Below are 21,723 nucleotides of genomic sequence, written 5' to 3'. Positions count from 1 at the left end.
TTCAATCGTCTTGAAATCTATGTACTGTTATCTTTTTCGAACCGATTTCAGATTATCCATGAAAGGTGAAATTTTTTACCTCAGTAATACGTAAAAAAGATATAGAGGAGGCTGGATATGATGAAAACACCTACTTGTGCAAATTGCCAAAAGCAATGGAGTTGGAAGATGACATGGAAGAAGACGTTCACATTCAAAAAAGCGATTCCCTGCCCATTTTGCGGAGAAAAACAGTATATAACCAAGAATGCACGCCAGAAATTATGTTTACTGCCAGTGATTTTTCCGCTAATTAATGTGCCGTTCCTTTCCTTTGGTGTGGACAATATCTATCTCGGCATGATGTATGTTGTCTGTATTCTCGGGTTGGCCATAGGAATGCCGTACTTCTATGAATTGAGCAACGAGAATGAGCCTTTGTGGTAAAAGAAAAAACACGAAAGCTAACCTCAGCTCTCGTGTCGTAATTTCCTATATAGATTCTCAAATCGGGGGTAAAAAATTTGAATTAATGGTCCGATACCAAATGTGATGATAAATGTCCCAACCCCAATCGGCCCTTTAAAAATAAGAGCAAAAATAAGGGCAAATACTTCCCCAATCGTTTTTGCCGTCATCATCTTGACCTTGAAACGATTTTGAATCCCAAGCATCAAGTTGTCAATTGGAATAACTGGGAACTTAGCTTGCAGGTATGCAGATATCCCTACTGCCATGATGACCATTCCAGCCAAAAGGACAACAAAACGGAAAAACATCCCCAACGGAATCCATGTCCCAAACACCTGTATCAACCAAAAGTCGATAAATACGCCCACAAGGAAAATGGTGATGACCGCCAGATAATCCGGTTTGCTTTTATGCAACCAAGCATTGATGGCAATCAGAATGATCCCAACAATGAACACCCAGCTTCCAACTGTCAGCCCGAATGTAGTGGACAGCCCAACGTTCAGTGCATCCCATGCTCCAGCCCCAAGGTCAGATTTTATTGTCAAACTAATCCCGAAGGATAAGACAAAAAGTCCAATTAAGTAAAATAAAGCCCGTATAACCAATCTGATAACTCCTCTACAATTTACTGTCACTTGTCCTACATTACCATTGTAAGCGTGAAACATCAAAATATGAAAAAGAAAAAAAGATTAAATAAATCAGAATATTTATAACATTGCGCCTATATACTATAAATACCTTAAAACGAAGGAGGGAATGAAAGCTCGCAACCATCAACTTAGAAGTGAAGGAGTGATTCAACCTACACAGTGCACATATAAAGCTTTTTATTCCTTAGTTCAAAGCTTTAACCTCTTGGTACTTAGAAGTGATCAGTTAGCCCTACATGACTTGGGACTCTGTGCAGCCTACCGCACAGAGTCTTTTTTGTGTAATATCGAAGTTCATGCCAAAATCATCTTTATCATTACCTTATCCCCTCCCACATCTTTTTATCGTAAAAAAACACATCGCCATTTTGTTTAAAATCCCCCCAAACATGCCACATTAACATGGAGAACTTTTTAAACGAAAGGTGTAGAAGATAACGATGACTACCGACTTGAAAAGCAAGATCACTTCGATGTTCAGCAACCATAAAATCGGGACGCTCGCTACTATAAGAAGAGACCGCCCTTACTCTCGCTTCATGCTATTCTTCAATGAAGGGTTGGTCTTGTACTGTGCAACAAACGAACATACTCACAAAATTGAAGATATAAAATCAAACCCACATGTACATATCCTGCTAGGCATGGAGGGTACAAGTTGGAAGGAGCCTTACGCGGAAATCGAGGCAGAAGCAAGCTTTGAGGACAGTCTAGAATTGAAAAAGAAATTCTGGGATGAAAAATTATCGGAGTGGATTAAAAGTCCAGACGACCAAGAGTATTTGCTTCTAAAACTGACTCCTTCTGTTATTCGGTATTATGAGAAGGCAGGCAGTGAAGCGGAAGTATTGGAACTGTAGTAGAAGCCTTCTTATACTTATGGTAAGTTAATTATAACGACTAGAAAGCGGGCCTTCCTCATAGGCCGCTTTTTTTATAGGAGGTCTCACCTTGCTTAGAACATCCCTTGCAAAAAAAATCATACGAGAAGTGAAAAATTTTATAGAAGAAGATTTAATTATGGTCGATACGTCAGGCATCATCATTGCAAGTACAGATTCTAATAGATTAGGCACCTATCATGAAGGGGCATTACTCGCAGCTTCCGAAAAAAGAATGCGCATCATCTCCAAACATGATGAAACAGTTCTTTCCGGTGTAAAAGCCGGCATCACCCTTCCCCTCTTCCATCAGCAAAAAGTTGTTGGCGTGATAGGTATTACCGGAACGCCAGAAAAAGTGCTTCCTTACGGGGAATTGATTAAGAAAATGACAGAACTATTGATCCAAGAAAACCACTATCTTGACCAATTTGAATGGGAAGCAAGATCGCTTGAAACATTTGTGTTTGATTGGTTATTAAAGGATGGACCATCCCCAACCATTCAAAAGCGTGCTGAAGTGCTAGGTGTAAACATGGAAATGAACAGGAAAGTTGTTTTAATTGAGTTTCAGACAGATGAAGCTCTCATGAAAACAAAAAGATGGCATTTTTCCGAACTGGATGTGGAACTGAAGAAGGAAGACATCCTTGTGCAATGGGGACAGAACAGAATGATATTACTCCTGGCAAACCATAAAGTCTTGGGTAGGGAACCTCTCCTTAAGTTGCTGAGCAATATTCGATCTCAACTCCAAAGCTATATCGGAGCACCTGTTTTTATCGGCATTGGAAAAGCAGGCAGCTTTTCTTCGTTGAAAGATTCATACCAAGAGGCTGAAAGAGCGTTGAATGCCTGTTCTATGGATGTTCCAATTACCTTTGAAGAAGACCTTCGCCTTGAAATGATTTTGCAAGCAGTCCCTGTTAAAGTGAAAAAGGAGTTTGCTCAACGTCTCCTATCTCCCGTCATATCCGAGAAGGATTTATTTGATACAATCCAGGTCTATTTTACCCACCACTTATCCTTGAAAGAGACGGCCAAAGCCATGCATATCCATATTAATACATTGCATTACCGCTTACGGAAAGTGGAGATGTTAACTGGTTTAGAGCTGAAAAAACCTCATGATTTGACCACACTTTACCTAGCCTGTATCCTTTTGGATGATTCTACAAATAAACACCAGTGATTTGGTTGTTACTTTAGATAAATATACATAGAGTTCCCCCCCTTCCTTCTTATAAAATAGAGAAAAGATATTTTATAGACTGGGAGGTTTTTTTATGATAAGTGAACGTTTAAAAAAGCAATTCATCCATATTGTCGGCTCGGATAACTATCAGGACAGCCCTACAGAAAAGTTGGTCTATTCCTACGATGCCACACCAAACTATCAATCTATGCCTGATGCTATCATCGTTCCCCGCAACACAGAGGAAGTCTCGCAAATTGTGAAACTGTGCAACGAACACCGTATTCCGCTCGTCCCTAGAGGGTCTGGCACCAACCTTTGCGCGGGAACCTGTCCGACAGAAGGCGGAATCGTCCTCCTGTTTACCCACATGAACAAGCTGCTTGAGTTGGATGTAGAGAACTTAACTGTCACTGTTCAGCCAGGCCTTGTTACCCTTGATATGATTCAAGCTGTAGAGGCGAAAGGTTTATTTTATCCGCCAGATCCAAGCTCCATGAAAATATCTACCATTGGCGGCAACATTAACGAAAATTCTGGTGGACTTCGCGGATTGAAATACGGAGTAACGCGAGACTATGTGCTTGCATTAGAGGCTGTCATGCCTAATGGTGATATCATCCGGACGGGCGGCAAGCTTGCGAAGGATGTGGCCGGTTATGATTTGACTAGGCTGTTTGTCGGTTCAGAAGGAACGCTTTGCATCATAACTGAAGCTACGTTAAAACTTGTGCCCAAGCCGGAAACGAAACAAACGATGCTTGCCCTCTATCAAGATATCGAGGCGGCAGCCAAAACCGTTTCCACCATCATATCCAATAAGATTATCCCTGCTACACTTGAATTTTTAGATCAGCCAACCCTTGAAGTAGTGGAGGATTTCGCTAAAATCGGCCTTCCTACTGACGTGCAGGCAGTTCTTCTCATCGAACAGGACGGCCCTCTTGAAGTGGTAGCAAGAGATATGCAAAAAATACAGGAGATTTGTCTGGCAGAAAAGGCTGTTTCGGTGCAAGTGGCACAATCTGAAGTGGAAGCAGAAGCATTACGTACTGCCCGCCGCTCCGCTTTATCTGCACTGGCAAGACTGAAGCCAACAACCATACTTGAGGACGCAACGGTTCCTCGTTCGGAAATTGCCACGATGGTAAAAGCCATCAATGAGATTGCCATAAAGCATCAGGTAAAAATCTGTACATTCGGTCATGCGGGGGATGGCAACCTTCACCCTACAGTAGCGACTGACGCTCGTGACCACGAAGAAATGGAGCGGGTCGAAGCGGCCTTCGAAGACATTTTTGCTAAGGCAATTGAACTTGGCGGAACCATCACTGGCGAGCATGGTGTTGGAATCATGAAGGCACCTTACTTGGAGTGGAAGCTAGGGGCAGAAGGTATAGCAGCCATGAAAGCTATTAAACTGGCATTTGATCCGCACAACATCATGAATCCCGGCAAAGTATTTGCAAAGGAAACGAGAAAACGGGTGGTGGTTTCCAGATGACTTCCGTAAAAGAAAAACAAGCCATTCAAGACGAATTCAAAACCCGCATGGATGAGGATGAACTGCTGAACTGTATGCGCTGCGGCTTCTGCCTTCCTTCCTGTCCTACCTATGTAGAGTCTGGTTTTAAAGAATCTCATTCCCCACGCGGCCGAATTGCCTTGATGAAGGCGGTGGTAGATGGAGTGATCGAACCGGATGAAGATGTGGAACGCACCCTTGACCTATGTCTGGGCTGCAGGGCTTGCGAACCTGTTTGCCCTTCAGGCGTAAAGTATGGTCACTTGCTTGAGGAGGCACGTGACATCATCAATCAGAATAAAAAGCACTCGCTTCCCGTTCGTGTTTTACGAAAAACCGTATTTGAAGGGCTGTTTCCACACCAAAACCGCATGCGAATGATGACAAACTTTCTCGGAATCTATCAGCGTTCCGGACTCCAAAGTGCCGTTCATCATACCGGTTTGCTGAGATTGTTACCTGACAGCATGACAAGCATGGAACGGGTGCTCCCGAAAGTTCCCAGCATGAAGGAAATGAAAAATCGCCCTATACATCTACCTGCTCTCCATACCCAGAAAAAGAGAGTAGCCTTCTTCTCCGGGTGCCTGATGGATACGATGTTTCTTCAGACAAATGATGCCACGATGAAGCTGCTCCAGCATGCAGGCTGTGAAATTGTCATACCAAAGGCGCAGAATTGCTGTGGGGCGCTTCATGGCCATAGCGGGGAAAAGGAGAAAGGCAAGGAGCTTGCAAAACGGAACATTGCAGCGTTTGAAGACCTGGAAGTTGACTATATCATCACCAATGCCGGTGGCTGCGGTGCCTTTCTTGTGGACTATGACCATCTGCTGAAGGATGATCCCGAGTGGTCAGATCGGGCCCTTTCTTTTAAAAAGAAAATCAAAGATATGTCCGCCATTTTGGTCGAATTGAAGTTTCATGAGAAAGATTTATCGGTGCGGCCACAACGGGTTACCTATCAGGACTCCTGCCACCTGCGCAATGTACAGGGCACCTTTCTTCAGCCAAGGATGTTATTGCAAGCAGTGGGTGGGGCAGACTTTTATGAGATGAAAGATGCTGACCGTTGCTGCGGCTCAGCGGGAATCTACAACATCGTTGAGTCCGAAATGTCGATGCAGATACTGGACCATAAAATGGAGAAGGTTGCCGAGAGTATGGCGACAACCATCGTGACCGCAAATCCTGGATGTCTGTTGCAGATGAAGCTTGGGATTGAGCGAGAAGGATTGACCGGAGTGCTAAGAGCCGTTCATATAGCTGACTTCTTATTAGAGGGGTTGGAGGGTAATACACAAGACACTAAATAGCAGAAAACAAGAAAAAGCAGCCACGACTGCTTTTTTCTTGTTTTTATATCGTTAACTTCCCAAGCACCACCTGTTTGGCCGCACCTGTAGCAGTAGGTACATTATTCGGCACACCGAACAACGTCTCATTTGCCAACAAAGCAAATGCCACCGCCTCTTTAGACTCGCTGGAAAACCCCAAATCTTCTTGAGTCTTCACCACAAACCCACCTAACTCCTTCAAGAAACCAAGAAGGGTAGCATTATAAGCCCCTCCGCCACTCACAACAAGCGTGTCTACTCCACCATCACTAGGCAGAAATCGTTCTAATTGATCTACAATAGTCATAGATGTATACATCGTGACCGTTGCCAAAATGTCTTCGGAAGAAAGTCCCATCCCAAGCATTTTATCGACTAGCTTCCTAGTATAGGCAGCCCCGAACAACTCCCTCCCCGTACTTTTAGGTATCGGGAGTCCCAAATAGGGGTGGTTCATCAGTTCATCCAAGATGACTTGATGGACCGTACCTTTTGCCGCCAGCTCTCCATTATTATCAAAAAGAAATTGACCATTTGTTAGAATATTCATCGCTTCATCCATAATCATATTACCCGGCCCCGTATCAAACGCAATCACATCAGAAGCAGACCCAGCTTTAGGCAAGTATGTTACATTTCCAATTCCACCGATGTTCTGCAAGGCGATATTCTCTGTATCCGATTGAAAAAGTAAATGATCAACATAAGGAACCAATGGTGCACCTTCTCCACCAGCCGCCATATCGCGGACCCTGAAATCTGATACAACAGGGCATTGAAAGATCTCAGCTAGAACAGATGCTTCTCCAATCTGCATGGTCGATTTTACTAAGCCCACATCACTCTGATCCACAGGAATATGATAAATCGTTTGACCATGAGACCCGATGAAGTCAATATCTTCCGTGCGCAGTCCTGCTTTTTTCACAACCGAGCGGGCGGCTGCAGCAAAAAGTTGCCCGAGTTCAAAATTAAGACTACACAGTTTATCCACAGAGCTCTCAACAGGACTAAACTGTTCAAAAATCTTCTCTCTCATGTCTTGAGGAATATCCACCGTATCAAAGGCAAGTTGTTGGTAACTCAGCTTATCACCACTGCCTTTCACAGAAATGATAGCAACATCCACACCATCTACAGACGTTCCAGACATAATTCCAATTCCAATCCGTTCTGGTTTACTTGTAACGTTTATTAGTTTTTGAAGCATGTTAATTTACCCTTGCTGTTCCAAGTGTGATAGGCTGTTTCCCTTTTGCTTCTATGTCCCCCAAAAGGTATTTGCTGACCGACTGAAGGGCAAGCTTTCTGCTTTCATAAGTAAGGATATAGGTGGATACCTCTTGGAACTTATCCACATCATATGGACTTCTCAACGCAATGACGCCTACTTTATCCCCATATTTCGTAACAAGTCTTCGAACAAGATCCGCCTGAGAATCATGCTGAACGGCTTGATATGTCGCCACCAGAATTTTTTCCACACCGGAAGCTGCTAGAATTAACTTTTCTACCTCTTCTTGCTCTGGAGTGACAGAAACGATGACTTCTGTTAAATTTGGCAACTTATCCACCAAAAAGCTACCGATGGTGACCTTTGAATATAATGTCTCATCTGCGCCTGAGGTAACATCAGGGCCTACAGATATCAGCAGGATTTTTTCTTCAGGTTGAAGTGGAATAACCCCCTCACTTCCCCTAACCAGTGTGATGCTTGCTTCACTGGCCTGTTGGGCTAGTTCTTTATGTTTGGCAGAGCCGATTTCCCTTTTACAATCCGTCCATTCAGGGATGTCTTCTTGAAGATTACGCACTGCCTTCAATTTAAGTACCCTCTCCACCGCTGCATCGATATGCTGCATTGAAATGCGGCCCGATTCTACTGCTTTTATTACCGCTTCTATCGCCCTTGTCTGGCGTTCAAATGTATGACTGATCAGGACCTGATCGATTCCCGCCTCCACTGCTAGAATAGCGGCCTCCTCCATGCCATAGGAATCAATGATTGCATTCATTTCCATGCAATCTGTCACAACCACACCATCATATCCCATTTCTCCACGTAATAACTCCATTACGACCTTACGAGATAACGTCGAAGGAACTTTCTCTGGATCTATGGAAGGGAATGCCACGTGCGCGACCATGACCGCATCCGCTCCATGTTTAAACGCTTCGTAAAAAGGAACCAGTTCCAACTCTTTCAATCTCTTTAAATCATGATCAACCACAGGAAGATCTAAATGAGAGTCCACACTAGTATCTCCGTGACCTGGAAAGTGTTTTACAACGGCAGATACATTGGCATCCTGCAATCCTTTCACACTTTGAACACCAAGCTTCGCAACATTCTCTGCACTTTCCCCATAAGAACGAACACCGATGACAGGGTTCAGAGGATTGTTGTTCACATCGATGCACGGGGCATAATTCATGTTTATCCCAAGCAAGCGGAGTTCCGTCCCCACTACTTTTCCTAGCTGGTAGACCATCTCCTCATTATTCCCAGCTGCCAATGCCATGTTCCCAGGACTTAATGTCACACCCTCTGTTATGCGGGCAACCATTCCTCCCTCCTGGTCAATGGAAATGAAAAGTGGAGCTGCTCCCGCATCATTGGCAGCTTTTTGTAACCCTTTTGTAAGCGCATGAACCTGTTTAGGATCTTCCACATTTCTTGCAAAATAAATGACGCCGCTAATATGATAGTCTTTTATTAATTTCACTATCTCTTCAGAAGGTAAAGTACCGTGAAAGCCCGCAACAAACAATTGACCTACTTTTTCCCGCAATGTCATCTTGTGAATTGTCTTCATTCTAAGTCCTCCTCTATCAGTTATATAGTAATATGGAATCTATCCGCTTCTGCCAGTTATCTAATTCTTTGTCCCAGCCTTCTGCTACCGCTGCATAAGGCAAACGAGAGTCGATTCCCATCCTGACTTTTTCCGTTCCCCATAAAAGGTCGGCAAAAGGGTGCATGCCTTCTTTGAAAGGTTTTAGCCATTCTGCCTCTTCATGGACAGAAAAAATAGAATGCAAGAATTCATAGGATGCTTGGGATACTTGGATAGATTGCCGATCCGTAATCAAAAGTTGAACTCCCTTACAAAGGTCACCGACATGCTTACTCATGTTTGGTGTAAAATAAGCGGGAATAAGCTCCACACCTTCCATGTTTTTACCAGCAAAATGCTTAATCATCTCTTCCGGCTTAAACCATGGCGCACCAATCCATTCAAAAGGTTTGGTTGTACCTCTGCCTTCCGAAAGGTTCGTCCCTTCGATAAAGCACGTAACGGGATAGCACAAAGTGGACGAGAAGTGCGGGATGTTTGGGGAAGGCGGGATCCATTGCTGCTGCCATTGATCGCCCCACATGCTCCGCTCCCAATTTTTCACCTCATAGACATGCAACTCAACCTCAGGGTATAACTCCTTTTGTATCAGCCTTGCATATTCCCCTATCGTCAACCCAATACAAACCGGCAAGGAATAAGGACCGACAAAAGAAACAAACTCAGGTTCCAAGATATTTCCTGACGTAAGCGGCGCAATGGGATTGGGACGATCCATTACCACAAATGCCGTCCCAGTCTGCTGACAAGCCTTCATGATGTACTTTACTGTCGCTAAGTATGTATAAAATCTGACTCCAACATCCTGAATATCAAAAAAAACGGCATCTACATCTTCCAACAACTCTGTAGATACCTTTTTGGATGGACCATATAAGCTAAAAACTGGCAATGCTGTTTTTTCATCGATAAAATCTTCTACATGCACACCTGCCTGAACATCTCCTCTTACTCCATGTTCACAAGCAAAGAGTTTATGCAGAGAGACTCCCTCCATATCCTTCAACACATCAATAGTAGAGCGGAAATCAGAAGTGATTCCTGTCTGGTTGGTAACAAGCGCAATTCGTTTCCCACTCCACATGACTGGTTTTTCATCCATAAAACGGTCGATGCCATATAAGACTTTGGCCATGTTTCCCTCCTAAATATTTGCCGTTTCCCAACTATCGATGTTTTCTTCTGTAGAAATGACGGTACTTGTCACGATATTATTGAATAGTGTCGCAAGAGCAGGGAAAATAATGAAAAGGCCAACGACGGTTAATATCAACAAAGCAAAGACCGATAAGATTTGGAAGAACGATAGAATGGTATACAAAGGATTTTTCACCAACAGCTTTACACTGGTGAAAATACTATCCTTCAGTGAATACTCAAATTTCACTAACAAAGGAACGGTATAGATCTGACTTAAGAAAACCATGCCGCAGAAATAAGTCTGAAAGCATGCTAATGCAAAGGCAAAGGTTCCGCCAACTTGATTATAATGCCACCAGGAAGCAGCAATGATGATGACAAAGAAGGATAAAAATAAGCTATATCCGATACTTGGAAGAAAGTATCGTTTTACCCCCTGAAAGAAACTCTTGATGACTGATGTGCTTCTATCAAGTAATAACTGTTGAACCGCCCATGCAGCCCCCACAAACATAGGACCAATTACAATCATGACGTATACAATAGAAAAAGGCAGTTTAATAAGAAAGAAGGATGGACTAAGTACCGTCACCATTATAAGGCTGATCATGACCATAGAAACTATATGTTTGTAATATTCTCTCCCTGTGACTCTTATAATTTGTGTTAATCCATCCATTACACTCTCTCCTTTAAAATCTTTTCTTGGTTGCAATCGTTATGGCCTATTAAAATATTCTTTTCTCTGTTGCAGGATCAAACAGATGCATTTTATCTAAGTTGAATACATAGTTTTTCGCTTCCCCAGGACGGACAAAACTCTCACCATGTACTTTCGCCGTAATCATTCGGTCCCCAATCGAGAAATACACAAGGTTTTCTCCGCCTAAATGCTCCATCGCCTTTACCTTTATGGCCGTTTTGTTATTGGTTGGTACGGTGAACGCGAACTCTTCATCGTAGATATCTTCCGGTCGTAAACCAAGGATTACTTCTTTCCCAATATAATCTGTATATTGTTTGACAAGCCCTTCTGGAATAGTGAAGGTAATATCACCGATTCTTAATGTAGAGGCCGTTTCAAGTACTGCATCAAAAAAGTTCATTGGTGGTGAACCGATGAATCCAGCAACAAACATGTTTGCCGGATTACGATATAAATCTCTTGGTGATGCGATCTGTTGCACTTCCCCTTTGTTCATCACAACAATCCGTTCTCCAAGCGTCATTGCTTCTACCTGGTCATGTGTAACATATACAATTGTTGCACCTAATCTCTGATGCAGTTCTGCTAACTCGATACGCATTTGCACACGTAACTTGGCATCCAAGTTGGATAGAGGTTCATCAAAAAGGAATACTTTCGGGTCACGGACAATCGCCCTTCCAACAGCCACACGTTGTCGTTGGCCCCCGCTCAACTCTTTTGGTTTTCGATCAAGCATCTCATCAAGTCCAAGTATTCTGGAAGCATATTGAACCTTCTTTTTAATCTCTTCTTTAGATGTTTTCATATTCTTTAATCCAAATTCCAAATTCTGTTCAATGGTCATATGCGGATAAAGCGCATAGTCCTGGAACACCATTGCGATATCCCTGTCCTTTGGATGCATATTATTTACTACCTTATCTCCAATATATATATTACCTGAAGTTTGTCTTTCAAGACCTGCTATCATACGAAGCGATGTCGTTTTTCCACAGCCCGAAGGCCCTACAAAAACAAGAAACTCTTTATCTTTTATCTCAAAGCTGGCACCATTTACAGCAGTGAAGGTTCCGCCACGCTTTTCGTCCACGAAGGTTTTTGTGATGTTCTCCATAATGATACTTGCCATTTCTTCCACCTGCAACAAGCAACATGACCATCATTAAACTTAAACCCCTTTTCAAAACCAATTCCCCCTTGAAAAATTTTATTTATTATAAGCCTTTATAGCCTTATAAACGAATCCCTTTGCGTCTTTTAACAACTCCGCAGCCTTGTTTTTGTCGACTTGGCAAGTATAAATAATGATTGCAATCTTCGGATTTCCCTCTGATTGATCAAAGAGCTCGCCAGCTTCTTTCAACGAACAGCCGGTGACATTTTGAATAATCCTTTTCGCACGGTCTACTAACTTTTTGTTTAACGGTTGAACATCCACCATTAAGTTGTTATATACTTTTCCTAGTTTCACCATTGAAGTGGTGGTAATCATGTTCAAAACCAGTTTTTGGGTAGTGCCTGCTTTCATTCTCGTAGATCCGGTAATAACTTCTGGACCAACCTCTATATTAATCTTATAATCTGCTACTTTATTAAGAGCTGAATTCTTTGTGCAAGTAAAGGAGACCGTATTGGCTCCAATCTTTTTCGCTTCCTTTAGGGCACCTATTACATAAGGTGCTCTTCCGCTTGCTGTGATACCAATTACAACATCATGGAGCCTTACTCCATTGGTGTGCATGTCGGTTGCTCCAAGTTCTTCGCTATCTTCTGCACCCTCCACCGCTTTGAAAATTGCCGTCTCTCCGCCTGCAATGATTGCCTTCACCATTTCTGATGGAGTTCCAAAAGTAGGAGGGCACTCGGAGGCATCCAGGATTCCGATTCTACCGGAAGTCCCTGCGCCAACATAGAAGAGCCGTCCACCCATTTCAAAGGATTTCACCACTTGATCGACTACTTCTGCGATGCTTTGAATTTCTCTTTTAATATGTACGGGTACTGTTTGGTCCTCCTCATTGATGACTTCGAGGATTTCTTCTGTCGACTTACGGTCTATCTTTAATGTCTTCAAATTCTGCTGTTCCGTCACTAAATCTTGTAAATTTTCTAATCCCATCATCACCATCACCTTTTTTATGACACTCTTTTTATTTGTATGTCTTATTGATTGTCTCTCTGGATTTTTTCAGATATTCAACAGATTGCTCAAAGTCGATCGCTGCCACTGCTGTGAATAATATGTCTATTACATTCAATTGCGAGATTCTAGAAGAAGTTGCTGCGCTTCTGATAGAAGACTCCATAGAAGAGATGGATAAAGTTATATCCGAAAGCTCCTTTAACGTGTTGGTACCATATTTGGTTATGGCGATTGTCATAGCACCAGCCTTTTTTGCTTCCCGGATAGCTTCAATCGTCTGCGTTGTTTCTCCCGAATAGGATATTCCAACTGCTACATCACCCTTGCCCATCGTGGTAGCAGAAGTTAGTTGAAGATGGGAATCACTGTAAGCAGTACACAGTTTATTAATACGCATGAATTTCTGCTGCGCATCCTGGGCAATCAGTTGGGATGCCGCCACTCCGTAAAAATCTATTCTGTGTGCTTGGTGCAATAACTGAACGGCTCTGCTTACTTCTTCTTTATCAAGTAATTCCAACGTGTCGCGTAAAGATTTGATGTTGTTTTCAGTAATGGTTTTCATGAATGTCGGAATATCAGCATTATATTTAAATTCATGATACGCTTCTTGGGTGTTGGACGAGATAGTCGTAACATCTCCGGCGATACGGAGCTTTAATTCTTTGTATCCGTCGAGGCCAATTTTTTTACAGAGCCTGATAATGGCAGCTTGACTGGAATTGCTTTTATCGGCTAGTTCTTTCACTGATAATCTACAAACTTCCTCTGGGTGTTCCAGTATAAAGGTTGCGGCATTTTTCTCTGCAGGATTGATTGTCGATAATGCTTCTCGTAAGCGTAGTAGTCCACCATTCATTTTCTATCATCCTTTTATGTCCGTTTTCATCCATGTTGTTAACTCTTCTTCCAACCTTTTCACAAAAGATGGCGTGATGTCTTTCCCCATTTCCTTATGGGCAGCGTATATAGCGCCTGCCACAGGATGCTGGGCTGCTAGCTTGAAAGAAAACGGCGAACGCTCGTTCAAGCCTTTTTCTTTCAAATAATTATTTATCACTTTGGCATGCTGATTGATTCCGCCTGTTAGGACGATAGGTATTTTCGTGTAGTTCCCTTGGTTCTCATACAATTTATGAAATAATAAGGTAATGTCTTTCATCATGGAATCTGCTATTTCATGTAGAAATCCAATAGCTCTTTCATCTCCTGCATTCGAAAGCTCTATCACAATTTTTGCGATGGAAGCCACCCGGTCCCTGCTTTTTCCCAACTCATATATGATGGGGATTAATTCAGGTACAGCCCCTACTTTAAAATGTTGAAGAATTTGAATCGCCATCTCTCCAGTTGGCTCGCCGTAATCATACTCCATAAAAGTATGCTCCAATGCTTTTTTTCCTACGGCAAATCCACTATACCCATCTCCAATCAGGAAACCCCAGCCCCCGACACGGTCACGTTTTAGCCTGTCATTGATACCAAAGACTATAGATCCCGTTCCGCTGATACATACAATTCCTGGTTCACCTTTCGTTTCGGAATAAAGGGCCGTCACAGCATCATTATCAACGGAAATTTTGGCAAGTGGTCCAGTGAATTCTCTCAATAAATCGATAAACCACTCTTTTTTTCCGCCACTTTCTACACCAGATACACCGGCAAAAACGACATCTCCACTTGTAAGCGCTTTCCCTTTTGTTAAAACTAGAAACAAATCATTTATTTCAGAACGAATTGTTTCGTAGGTCGAACTATTCGGGTTAGAAGGCCCTACCGTATGAAAGGCAAGAAGAGATCCATCTTTATCTACTGCAACTCCTGTAGTTTTGGTGCCGCCCCCATCAATGCCTATAATCATTGTTTATCCCCTAACACGTTTTGTTAAGATAAGTATAAATTTTCTGATATTTAGTGTCAACAAAAATTTTTAATTTTGAAACTGAATTTCAAAAATGGTAATAAAAGACCACTCGGGGAGAGTGGTTTTTCTCTTTAATCTCAGTCATCAACACGCGTGTCTAAATCTACTTCTATACACTCCAAATTCTCATTTGACATTAGTGCATCCAATAACTTTTGCTGCCCCCGAATATCGTGAAGTCAAGGTCATAGTCGGTGGATAGGCACCAGCTGCGGTCTTCGGGCCACCAATATGTAGGGGATGCCAATCCGTCCCTATCCCCTTTGTGGTATATAGTGAATATATCGACGAGTTTGCCTGAATACACTTGCCCGTTTTCCAAACCATCACTAGGATTTCTGTCAATTAGTTTCAGGATGTCATAAAAGAAATAACATGGTTGTTCTTTTGTGAATGGTGCCAATACCTTGGTTATTTCCTTAAGTACATCCAGATTGATACGACCTTCATCAGGATAAATCAAATACCTAGGACAGCCGCCGAGCTTTCTTTCAATTGATTTACTGCTGATCTTTTTGTCATAAGGGATGTCATACTTACTAGCAAGCTCCTTGAGAGTGATTCCTTCACCAAGATCAATTTCTATTTCATGTTCGTTTGGATGAAACTGACTCCACAGAAGCGTTTCGTCTGTAATGCCTCGGTCTCGATAAAAAGTCGAATTTATGATTTTGCAATAGTGGGTATAACGGTTTGGGATCAGATTGCACGCCTTGCCGCCATTCCAGTTTTCAAAGTCAACGCTCACCGTTTCTTTTTCTATCCACTTATAGGCCGTTAAATCATTCCATTTTCTTATCAACTTCATCTCCTCTTTCTATTGCTCTGTCAATATAACCGGCCCATTCTTTGTAATGGCGATTGTATGTTCATATTGTGCAGAAAGCTTTCCGTCCACTGTCCTCGCCGTCCATCTATTTACATCCACCTTACTGTGCCAGGTGCCTTGGTTTACCATCGGTTCAATGGTAATAACCATTCCTTCCTTTAGACGGACACCACGCCCAGGCGAACCAAAATGGAACACTTGCGGCTCTTCATGAATGTTCTTACCAATGCCGTGCCCGGTAAAATCACGGACAACCGAGTAACCTTCTTCCTCTACATATGTTTGAATGGCATGGCCGATATCACCCAGCCGGTTTCCGATAACTGCCTGTTCAATTCCAATATATAAGGAGTTCTTCGTCACATCCATTAGTTTTCTCGCTGCCTCACTTACCTCACCGACTGCATAGGTCCATGCCGAATCAGCTAGTGCACCATTAAGATTCACTACCATGTCAATCGTGACAAGATCTCCTCTTTTTAGGGGAGTCTCTCTCGGGAAGCCGTGACAAATCTCATCATTGATGGAGGCGCAAGTGGCAAACTGATATCCTTTGTAACCGTATTGCTCTGATTTAGCCCCGTTCTTTTTTAAAAACGCGTCCACATACTTATCAATTTGCATGGTGGTAATACCGGGTCTAATCATCTTCGCCAATCGCTTGTGACAGGCAGCCAAAAGTTTTCCCGCCTTTGCCATTGCTTCAATTTCTCTTTCGGATTTTAGAATTATCATTGTTATTGCACCCTTATCTGTTTGTATTCTATATATTATTAAATTTCCCTTTATGATTTTGTATGATAGATAGCTTATGAAAATACTTGTGTGGGAGTGTATGGTGGGAAAGGGGTACCATCGATTTGTTTAGCAAGTCTAAATGTCCGAGTTTTTATTATCTCCTAAACAAAAAAAGCACCATCCATCTTACCGGATAGCACTTCAAAGTGCGTTACACCAATTCAAATGTCTCTTCAATTTCAATGCTGCCCTTGACTGATTGAACCATCGGACAGTTTTTGCTGGCAAGTTCGATGGCGGACTCAATTTTACTTTCTACCAAGTCTTTTCCTTTTATCGTGTAATGAATATGTATCTTCTCGATTCGGTTCGCTTCTTTCTCATTACGAGTAACATCTGCTTTGATGGCTATATCTTCAATTTCCAATCTCTTTTTCTTTAAGATGCTCTTTAACACGCCTCCGCTGCAAACTGCGATTGAAGATACCATCAACTGATACGGGCGGAATCCATACTGCTCATCCCCTGCAACATGCAATTCCCCATACTCCAGATTGGTAGTGAATCCGACTTCTTTCATTTTAAATTCCATTTGGCTGTCATCTCCTTCTTATCTTTAGAATAGCAAAACAGCAAATAATCTTGCCAGTTTTTTGTCTGCTACATATATCCATTCCAATATGTTCATAAGTTATGTAAAATTAGGGGTGGTAAAAATACTAAAATTTCGAGGTTACATCTTATGAATCGTTTTCGTTTTTGGATCCTTGTATCCATCGTCGCAGTATCAGGCTTTAGCCAAGGAATGCTGTTACCTTTAATTGCCGTCATATTTGAAAATAGTGGCGTCTCCTCTACGTTGAATGGATTGAACGCCACTGCCTTATATATTGGGATATTGCTAGCATCACCGTTTATGGAACAGCCATTGAGAAAGTATGGGTATCGCCCTGTCATTTTAGTGGGCGGTTTCTTGGTTGTTGTATCACTTGCTCTTTTCCCATTGTGGCAGAGCTTTTGGTTTTGGTTTATTTTACGGTTGCTCATAGGAATTGGGGACCATGCCTTGCACTTTGCAACCCAAACCTGGATCACATCGTTTTCTGCTGAAAATGTACGTGGCAGAAACATTTCACTATACGGAGTGTTTTTTGGAATAGGATTTGCCACCGGGCCTCTAATGACGCCACTGGTCGAAATAAACCAGGCACTTCCTTTTATCGTATCGTCCATTCTTTGTTTAATAGGCTGGATGTTCTTATTCTTCTTGAAAAACGAACATCCAGAACAGGAGCTTGGAGTGAACTCTTTTTTTGAGACCATCAAACGGTTCCGTAACGCCTGGAAATACGGATGGATTGCGTTCCTACCGCCTTTAGGCTATGGCTTTCTCGAAGCATCGTTAAATGGAAGTTTTCCTATCTATGCCTTGCGGACTGGAATGGAGGTTGGAAATGTCTCTATTCTACTTGCATCCTTTGCAATCGGAGGTATCGTCTTTCAACTGCCTCTTGGAATACTGAGCGATAAATATGGTCGACGGAATATCTTACTGATCATTCTTTCATTGGGATGCTTAAGCTTTGTGACGGCAAGCTTCTTAGAAGGAACTTTCATCGCGTTAGCAGTATGCATCTTCATCGCAGGAATGCTTGTCGGATCTACCTTCTCGCTAGGCATCAGCTATATGACAGATTTGATGCCGAAGAACCTGCTTCCGACTGGTAACCTTATGTGCGGAATTGCTTTTAGTATTGGTAGTTTGGGTGGCCCCTTCTTCGGCGGACTTTTTATCCAGTTCTTTTCCGACATCAGCTTTTTCCACATCATTAGCTTTTTGCTGTTTGTAATATTCTTGTTGACCTATTCTTTTGGAGAACGTGGATTGGTTGCGGTAAAGGGGTAATTCTATATAGGAAAGAAGCGAATCCCCTCACGGATTCGCTTCTTTCTTTTTTTCAATTAAAGATATAAATATATTTAACGATACTCTTCCGGAATCCATTCTTCTAATGGTCCATAAATAATACTACTTGTTGAGGCATAAACTGCTTCAACAGCTGGACCATTTTTTAATTTATACACATAAATCTTCTCCCCATTATGTGTAACTTCTTCAAGAAATTCGAAGTCACTTCCCCATGATAATTCCCTGGAAGCCTTCAATTCCTCCAACGTGATATGGAAGTGGTTCCTCTTCAACCCCCACCCTTTTCCAGTCGTCCAATACCCATTTATCATCTTCTTTAATTAGAGTATAATACACTGTCTCTGGTGGACTGATATAATCCTCAAGACCAATTGTGGAAATGACAATTTTATTAGGCGTATTCTTCTCCAAAATCGTATATCGAATGTCAAAATTCCTAGACGGGATAAAGGTGCCATCTCTTGGGGTGTAGAAAAATGGAGTGATCTCTTTCAGATGCCCTTGTGTCATTATTTCAGACGCATATTTTCTCAATTCTGGTTTCAGTACTTCAAAATCTGCAGGATTGCCATTAATATTATCCCAATTAAACTCTTTTCCTAAGTCATAGTAGGTTTGGATAATTTCCTCCATCAAGTTGTCCACCAAGCCCGGAATCTCCTCTTCAGGAACTACTGTCTCCTCTTCTTTCTCTTCTGGCACTTCAGGAGTTTCCTCTTCCACTTCAGGTGATTCTGGAGATTTCTCTTCATCCGGTACAACCAATGGAGTAGAGTCATCGGACATTCCGGGTTCACTTTTCAAGAAGTCCAGCTGAGAAAGGATGATCAGACAGACAAGGCCGCTGCAGTAACAAGGGCAGCATAATACCTTAGAGAATTTCTCTTTTTCTTTCCTTGAATACTTTGGAGTATTTTATTTTTCTCACCAGGGGATACGGTGATTTCAGCCAGAAGCATCCGATCCATATCCTTATTCAATTCGTTTAGATTATTCAAATTTTCCCCCATGTGTTCTCACTCCCTTCCAGCTTAACTTTTAACTTTTCACGTGCTCTGAAAAGCCTGGACTTAATTGTATTTTCATTCAGTTGGAGGACATCCCCAATTTCCCCTACAGATAAATCCTTGTAATAAAATAAAATAATAACCTCACGGAGCTTGATTGGAAGTTTCAATACTTCTTGAATGAGCTCTTTCTTTTCCATTTCCGAGACCATATCGGATTCAGGTGTATTCGTATCAAAGATCTGAAACTCTACATCCGCTTTAAAAATGAAATTGCGAAAACTCCATCACTTCAATGCATCTTTAGACTTATTAACTGTTATCCTAATTAACCAAGTTTTATAGGAACTCTCTTCCCGAAAGGAATCTAGGTGATGATAGCAACTGATAAAAACCTCCTGTATTATATCCTCGGCAAGTGCCTGGTCTTTTACGTAGAGAAATGCTATACGTTTCAATTCTGTTCCGTAATCATCTATTAGATCTTCCAGTAAATTTTCTTTTGAATAATCTTTCTTACTTTCCGCCATATTTTCCATATTCCCCCTCCCTTCCCATTATAGACGACGCTGAGTATGAGGGAGTTTCTTATTTTGTAAAACTAGTTTCAATACTTGTTTCAATATAAAATAAAACACCGGTTGACCTCTTTAATAAGAGCTTAACCGGTGTTTTTGATCCACTACTCTAAAAACACTAGAAGAGGAATAGAGAAGATACATTTATTTATATGGTACAAACGCTCTTCTACCAGCATAGGTTTTGCAAAGGGAACAACAGTAAATCTTTTTGTTTCTCTCTTTGTAAACAAAATAAGTTCTTACTTTTTTCTTACAAAAATAACAAGTCTTCTTGAAAAACATTTTCAGCCACCTTTTTTCCCTTTTCACCAAACCCTCAAAAGATTCTATTTATGTTTAATTCTACCACAACACCAACATTTATAATGGTTTTTATACAAGTGTATTCTTTATTACATCACCTCATTACCGCGACACAAAGGGGTCTGACCCTTTTTTAAAAAAAATTTCAAAAAGTTGTTCCATTTCTAAATATTCTGTTATATAATAACATTAATTAAATAAACACTGTACTAATACAAAGGAGGAAAAAGAATATGAGCAGACAGGAACGTAAGAACATGATTAATTTTATTGAAGTGATGAAGAAAGCCGATCGTGAGTCACTGGTTTTTATGACGGATGCGGACATCGAGCACCTGTACAATAACGTGTACGAGCAAATGATGATTCAGCAAAGCCTCTAAACAAACGAAAAAACTGCAATCCTCCCACATTAAGCGGAGGATTGCAGTTTTTCTTTTGATGCTTCATCTTTTGTTTTCTGACCATTAACGATAATGATCCCTACTACGACAAGCATTAAACCGATAAGGATGGAATAGTGCATAACCTCATCTAGAAACGCCCCAGATAACAACACACCGAAGACTGGAACAAGGAACAGGTACATCGACACCTTACCAACCTTGTTATACTTCATCACGTTGTTCCATAATATAAAGCCCGCCGCGGATAAAAATGCGAGATACACCACGAGCAATACAGTATATCCATCAAAGTCGAATGGGAAGAATCCTGCCCCAAACCCACCAACGACAATTAACCCTACAGACCCGAACAACATTTGATAGGCCGTTAAATAGGATATATCCATGGTAGCTGCTCGCTCTTTTGCCATGATATTTCCATAAGCAGAAGCCATCATTGCCAGCAACAGCAGTAATTCCCCTATACCAAACTGAAGGCCATCTCCCGCTTTAGGCAAGTTGACCATCAACACCCCGCCAAAGCCAAGAGCAATGCCGAGCCATTTCCGCACAGATAAGGAATCATCTGCATATAAAAAATGAGCAAATAGAATTTGAAAAAATGAGGCCGTCCCCGCAATTACCGCCCCTTGCATGCCTGTAGAATAACTTAAACCGAAGTAAAACAATAAATACTGTATGAATGTCTGCACAAACCCTAGCTGTACTAATGGAACGATTGTCGTTCTTCTCAGTTTTAGCGATTGTCTAAATAGGGTAAAAAATAGAAAGATCATCACACCGGCGAGAAAAAAACGATAACCAGCAAACAAAAGCTGTTTATCATACTCATTCGTTCCTATATTTAAAGCAGTGTAACTCAGCTTAATTGCAGGAAACGCACTTCCCCACAAAAATGTTGCAAGCATCGCCGCTGCAATAATACCAAGTTTGCTTGTAAAAAATCTTTCAGCCTTCACGGCTATTCACCTTCTCTCCAAGCAACATTATACACAGAAAAATCCTACCCTACATACTGTATAGTCTTGGAAAAGAAAAAATACTGGATATCTTCGCACTAATAATCTATAATAATAACTAGATAATAATTAATATAATTTATTGATAACT

Annotated in this window: 21 protein-coding genes and 2 pseudogenes; 7 read left to right on the top strand and 16 right to left on the bottom strand. The window is 41.7% G+C overall.

Annotation, left to right across the window (positions count from 1 at the left end; translation table 11 throughout):
* Positions 1-117 precede the first annotated feature (117 nt).
* Positions 118-426, top strand: coding sequence for a TIGR04104 family putative zinc finger protein (locus LG307_RS04435; RefSeq protein ID WP_404448501.1), 309 nt, complete (start codon positions 118-120; stop codon positions 424-426).
* Positions 427-449: 23 nt separating this feature from the next.
* Here LG307_RS04435 and LG307_RS04430 read toward each other — a convergent pair whose 3' ends face one another.
* Positions 450-1,058: a YitT family protein gene (locus LG307_RS04430; protein WP_404448499.1), complete on the bottom strand. Its 609-nt coding sequence runs from the start codon at positions 1,056-1,058 to the stop codon at positions 450-452.
* A 488-nt stretch (positions 1,059-1,546) separates the two neighbouring features.
* On the opposite strand from LG307_RS04430, the gene LG307_RS04425 reads away from it, so the two are divergent.
* The 4 genes from LG307_RS04425 to LG307_RS04410 all read left to right on the top strand — a co-directional run bounded on the left by LG307_RS04425 (position 1,547) and on the right by LG307_RS04410 (position 6,023).
* Positions 1,547-1,966, top strand: coding sequence for a pyridoxamine 5'-phosphate oxidase family protein (locus LG307_RS04425; protein ID WP_404448497.1), 420 nt, complete (start codon positions 1,547-1,549; stop codon positions 1,964-1,966).
* A 91-nt stretch (positions 1,967-2,057) separates the two neighbouring features.
* Positions 2,058-3,179: a CdaR family transcriptional regulator gene (locus tag LG307_RS04420; RefSeq protein ID WP_404448495.1), complete on the top strand. Its 1,122-nt coding sequence runs from the start codon at positions 2,058-2,060 to the stop codon at positions 3,177-3,179.
* Positions 3,180-3,273: 94 nt separating this feature from the next.
* Positions 3,274-4,686: a glycolate oxidase subunit GlcD gene (gene glcD, locus LG307_RS04415; protein ID WP_404448493.1), complete on the top strand. Its 1,413-nt coding sequence runs from the start codon at positions 3,274-3,276 to the stop codon at positions 4,684-4,686.
* A complete protein-coding gene (locus tag LG307_RS04410; protein WP_404448492.1) occupies positions 4,683-6,023 on the top strand; it encodes a (Fe-S)-binding protein in 1,341 nt (446 codons plus the stop codon). The genes glcD and LG307_RS04410 overlap by 4 nt, the downstream gene beginning before the upstream one ends.
* A gap of 43 nt (positions 6,024-6,066) precedes the next feature.
* On the opposite strand, the gene anmK is transcribed toward LG307_RS04410, so the two are convergent.
* From anmK to LG307_RS04355, 11 genes are all read right to left on the bottom strand, one after another.
* On the bottom strand, positions 6,067-7,254 hold the full coding sequence (anmK, locus tag LG307_RS04405) for an anhydro-N-acetylmuramic acid kinase AnmK (protein ID WP_404448490.1): 1,188 nt from the start codon (positions 7,252-7,254) through the stop codon (positions 6,067-6,069).
* A 1-nt stretch (position 7,255) separates the two neighbouring features.
* Positions 7,256-8,860, bottom strand: coding sequence for a beta-N-acetylhexosaminidase (nagZ, locus tag LG307_RS04400; RefSeq protein ID WP_404448488.1), 1,605 nt, complete (start codon positions 8,858-8,860; stop codon positions 7,256-7,258).
* A gap of 16 nt (positions 8,861-8,876) precedes the next feature.
* The gene (locus LG307_RS04395; protein WP_404448487.1) at positions 8,877-10,037 is read right to left on the bottom strand and encodes an exo-beta-N-acetylmuramidase NamZ domain-containing protein; all 1,161 of its coding nucleotides are present in this window, start codon (positions 10,035-10,037) and stop codon (positions 8,877-8,879) included.
* A gap of 9 nt (positions 10,038-10,046) precedes the next feature.
* Positions 10,047-10,721 (bottom strand): hypothetical protein, encoded by a 675-nt coding sequence (locus LG307_RS04390; protein ID WP_404448485.1) that lies wholly within the window; start codon positions 10,719-10,721, stop codon positions 10,047-10,049.
* Positions 10,722-10,770: 49 nt separating this feature from the next.
* Positions 10,771-11,880: an ABC transporter ATP-binding protein gene (locus LG307_RS04385; protein ID WP_404448484.1), complete on the bottom strand. Its 1,110-nt coding sequence runs from the start codon at positions 11,878-11,880 to the stop codon at positions 10,771-10,773.
* 78 nt (positions 11,881-11,958) lie between these two features.
* Entirely contained in the window at positions 11,959-12,870 is a 912-nt protein-coding gene (gene murQ / locus LG307_RS04380) for an N-acetylmuramic acid 6-phosphate etherase (RefSeq protein ID WP_404450375.1), read from the bottom strand.
* Positions 12,871-12,901: 31 nt separating this feature from the next.
* Positions 12,902-13,753: a MurR/RpiR family transcriptional regulator gene (locus tag LG307_RS04375; RefSeq protein ID WP_404448482.1), complete on the bottom strand. Its 852-nt coding sequence runs from the start codon at positions 13,751-13,753 to the stop codon at positions 12,902-12,904.
* Between the two features lie 6 nt (positions 13,754-13,759).
* Positions 13,760-14,755, bottom strand: coding sequence for an N-acetylglucosamine kinase (locus LG307_RS04370; RefSeq protein WP_404448481.1), 996 nt, complete (start codon positions 14,753-14,755; stop codon positions 13,760-13,762).
* 199 nt (positions 14,756-14,954) lie between these two features.
* Positions 14,955-15,620 (bottom strand): hypothetical protein, encoded by a 666-nt coding sequence (locus LG307_RS04365; protein WP_404448479.1) that lies wholly within the window; start codon positions 15,618-15,620, stop codon positions 14,955-14,957.
* 15 nt (positions 15,621-15,635) lie between these two features.
* Positions 15,636-16,382 carry a type I methionyl aminopeptidase gene (gene map / locus LG307_RS04360; RefSeq protein WP_404448477.1) on the bottom strand — a complete coding sequence of 249 codons (747 nt, stop codon included), beginning with the start codon at positions 16,380-16,382 and terminating at the stop codon, positions 15,636-15,638.
* A 214-nt stretch (positions 16,383-16,596) separates the two neighbouring features.
* On the bottom strand, positions 16,597-16,977 hold the full coding sequence (locus LG307_RS04355) for an OsmC family protein (RefSeq protein ID WP_088017243.1): 381 nt from the start codon (positions 16,975-16,977) through the stop codon (positions 16,597-16,599).
* Positions 16,978-17,043: 66 nt separating this feature from the next.
* Between LG307_RS04355 and LG307_RS04350 the strand changes: the two are divergent.
* Positions 17,044-18,291, top strand: a pseudogene (locus tag LG307_RS04350) (MFS transporter); the annotation flags it as partial.
* Positions 18,292-18,516: 225 nt separating this feature from the next.
* Here the strand turns inward: LG307_RS04350 and LG307_RS04345 are convergent.
* The 3 genes and pseudogenes from LG307_RS04345 to LG307_RS04335 form a co-directional block, all read right to left on the bottom strand.
* A complete protein-coding gene (locus LG307_RS04345) occupies positions 18,517-19,101 on the bottom strand; it encodes a hypothetical protein (RefSeq protein ID WP_404448475.1) in 585 nt (194 codons plus the stop codon).
* A gap of 41 nt (positions 19,102-19,142) precedes the next feature.
* Positions 19,143-19,325, bottom strand: a complete 183-nt coding sequence (locus LG307_RS04340) for a hypothetical protein (protein ID WP_404448474.1) — start codon at positions 19,323-19,325, stop codon at positions 19,143-19,145.
* Positions 19,310-19,852 (bottom strand): annotated as a pseudogene (locus LG307_RS04335) (sigma-70 family RNA polymerase sigma factor). The gene LG307_RS04340 and the pseudogene LG307_RS04335 overlap by 16 nt, the downstream one beginning before the upstream one ends.
* Positions 19,853-20,439: 587 nt before the next feature.
* Between LG307_RS04335 and LG307_RS04330 the strand changes: the two are divergent.
* Entirely contained in the window at positions 20,440-20,589 is a 150-nt protein-coding gene (locus tag LG307_RS04330; protein ID WP_404448473.1) for a BH0509 family protein, read from the top strand.
* A gap of 29 nt (positions 20,590-20,618) precedes the next feature.
* Here LG307_RS04330 and LG307_RS04325 read toward each other — a convergent pair whose 3' ends face one another.
* The gene (locus LG307_RS04325; protein WP_404448471.1) at positions 20,619-21,572 is read right to left on the bottom strand and encodes a DMT family transporter; all 954 of its coding nucleotides are present in this window, start codon (positions 21,570-21,572) and stop codon (positions 20,619-20,621) included.
* Between the last annotated feature and the right edge of the window lie 151 nt (positions 21,573-21,723).

Origin of the sequence: Sutcliffiella horikoshii (assembly GCF_044809035.1) — a bacterium.
Classification (GTDB): Bacteria; Bacillota; Bacilli; order Bacillales; family Bacillaceae_I; genus Sutcliffiella_A; species Sutcliffiella_A horikoshii_G.
Note: the sequence above shows the minus strand (reverse complement) of the source record. Positions and strands in the feature narration are given on the sequence as shown.